Here is a 2,282-nt window from a genome sequence, read left to right on the forward strand (position 1 = left end):
CCCAGAAGTAGGTGAACGCGCCCAAATGCACAAAGGCATCGGGGTTGGCCGCCTTGGCCGCCAGGTAGGCTGTCCGCTGCAACTGGACGAACTGCTCCAGCGTGCCATCCCAGGTGTGGCCGGGGGCATCGCGGTCGGCGATGTCAGGCTCATTCCAGATGATCCAGCGGTCGATGCGTCCGGCGTAGCGGGCCACAATGTCGCCGACGAAGACGGCCCAGGTGTTGCCGGGCGCGTCGGGGGCCAGCGCCAGGCCGCGCGGCACGCCCGTCCGGTCGCGCGCCCACCCCGGCACGCCGATGAGCAGCCCCACCACCTCGCGCCCGGCGGCCAGCTCGGCGGCCAGTGTCTCGTCGTCGATGGGCGGCTGCCAGTCATCGGGGCCATCGGGCTGCACGTCAGCCCACTGGAAGCGCACCCGCGTCCAGGCCGCGCCCAGCTGGCTGGCTCTGGCCGGGTCTTCATAGCTCTCGATGACGCCAAAGCGAATATCGGTGGGGCGTTCGGCGCTGGAAGGGGTTTCAGTAGGATCGCCGGTCTCGTCGGCGATGGGGGTGCTCGTCTGGGCCAGCGCCGGCCGGCCGGCGGTCACCAGCCACAAGAGAGCTACCAGCATCACGAGCGCGCCGCGGAGGCGCGCAGAACGGTCTTTATTCATAGAAATCGATCTTTTTACAATGCTTTGGGCCGTTTTGCCGGCCAACCCCCTAGTGTACGGCGTCATTGGCAAGGACGGCAAGGGTTCATATGCTACAATTTGCCTACGATGAATGGAATAGCGGTTCACGCCAGGGGCGCCAAGCAGGTAAGAACAGGAGTGTTGCGTCCCTGGCATGAGCACTGGCAGTGAATGGATAGTACCCTATGCGCACCTACAGACTCGCCCTCCTTGGTTTTGGCAACGTTGGACAGGGGTTGACGACCATCCTGCGCGATCACAGCGAGCGGATCGCCGGGCAATACGGCGCCGAGTACCGCATTGTCGCCGTCAACACCGCCCGCCGCGGATGTATCTATCACCCCGAAGGTTTCGACCCCGGCCAACTCTTGTCGGTCTACAGCGAGACGAACCGCATCGACACCGTTCCCGCTCCCTACGCCGGCTGGGACGTGCTGCGCGTCATCAACGAAAGCAACGCCGACGTCATCATCGACATGACCTCCAGCGACCTGCTGAGCGGCGAGCCGGCCGCCGGCTACATCCGCGCGGCCATCGCCCAGGATCGCCACGTGGTGACGACCAACAAGGGGCCGGTCGCCCTGCACTACCCTGAACTGTCGGCGCTGGCCGCCGAGCGCGGCGTCCGGCTGGGGGTCGAGGGCACGGTCATGGGCGGCACGCCGGTGCTGCGCGTCGGGCGCGACTTGCTGGCCGCGGCCGGCGTGGCCCGCATCCAGGGTATCCTGAACGGCACGACCAACTACATCCTGACGCGCATGGCCGAGGGAGAGTCCTACGAGTCGGCGCTGGCCGAAGCGCAGATGAAGGGCTACGCCGAAGCCAACCCGGCGGCCGACGTGGACGGCTACGACGCGGCGATCAAGATCGTCATCCTCTCCAACCTGCTGCTCGGCGTGCCGCTCAAGCTGGAGAACGTCGAGCGCGAGGGCATCGGCAACCTGAGCACCAAGGACATTGTCCGGGCGCAGAAGGTGGGCGAGGTGTGGAAGCTGGTGGCCTGGGTGGAGCGGGGGCCGGACGCGGTTAAGGCGTGCGTGAAGCCCATGCGCCTGTCGTTGAACCATCCGCTGGCCGGCATCGCCGGCGCGACTAACGCCATCACCTTCGTCACCCAGCTGCTCGGCGACGTGACCATCGTCGGCCCCGGCGCGGGGCGGGTGGAGACAGGCTATGCCGTCCTGTCCGACCTGCTAGAGATTCACCAGCACATGACCCGCTAAGAAAGAATCATCCGCAGATTTCGCAGATTACGCAGATTTCAGAGAGAAATCTGCGTAATCTGCAAAATCTGCGGATTCTTCCCTCTTAGGCCCGCCAGTCGCCCGGGGCGGCGGCGCTTTCCAGCACGACCTGCCGCCCAAACGCCTTGCCTATCAGGCCGACGGCGTGGCGCTGCGCCTCCCAGATTTCCACCGCCGGGAACTCGTCGGCATAGAGCATCAGGTAGAGCGTCTGCTCGTCCCAGTGGGCGCTGAGGTCATCGACGTTGGCGTTGCGGCCCCGCTCCAAAAACTCCGCCAGCCGCAGGATGGCCGCCAGGCGCGTCAGCAGCCGCTCGTCGCCGGGCCGCGAAAGCAGGCTGGCGAACTCGTTGGCGCGG

Annotated in this window: 1 protein-coding gene and 2 pseudogenes; 1 reads left to right on the forward strand and 2 read right to left on the reverse strand. The window is 66.2% G+C overall.

The annotated features are described in order from the left end of the window. Window positions 1-616 (reverse strand): annotated as a pseudogene (locus ACE3UY_RS18650) (hypothetical protein); the annotation flags it as partial. A 248-nt stretch (window positions 617-864) separates the two neighbouring features. Here ACE3UY_RS18650 and ACE3UY_RS18655 point away from each other — a divergent pair. Next, complete coding sequence (locus ACE3UY_RS18655; RefSeq protein WP_374688988.1) at window positions 865-1,902, forward strand: homoserine dehydrogenase; 1,038 nt, start codon at window positions 865-867, stop codon at window positions 1,900-1,902. 85 nt (window positions 1,903-1,987) lie between these two features. Here the strand turns inward: ACE3UY_RS18655 and ACE3UY_RS18660 are convergent. Next, window positions 1,988-2,282: pseudogene (locus ACE3UY_RS18660) on the reverse strand (hypothetical protein); the annotation flags it as partial.

It is taken from the genome of Promineifilum sp. (SeqCode) (genome assembly GCF_041918635.1).
Taxonomy (GTDB): Bacteria; Chloroflexota; Anaerolineae; order Promineifilales; family Promineifilaceae; genus Promineifilum.

Bases quoted from the DNA above. Each gene is read 5' to 3' on its own strand.
- ACE3UY_RS18655 (WP_374688988.1), top strand. From the start codon at position 865: ATGCGCACCTACAGACTCGCCCTCCTTGGTTTTGGCAACGTTGGACAG.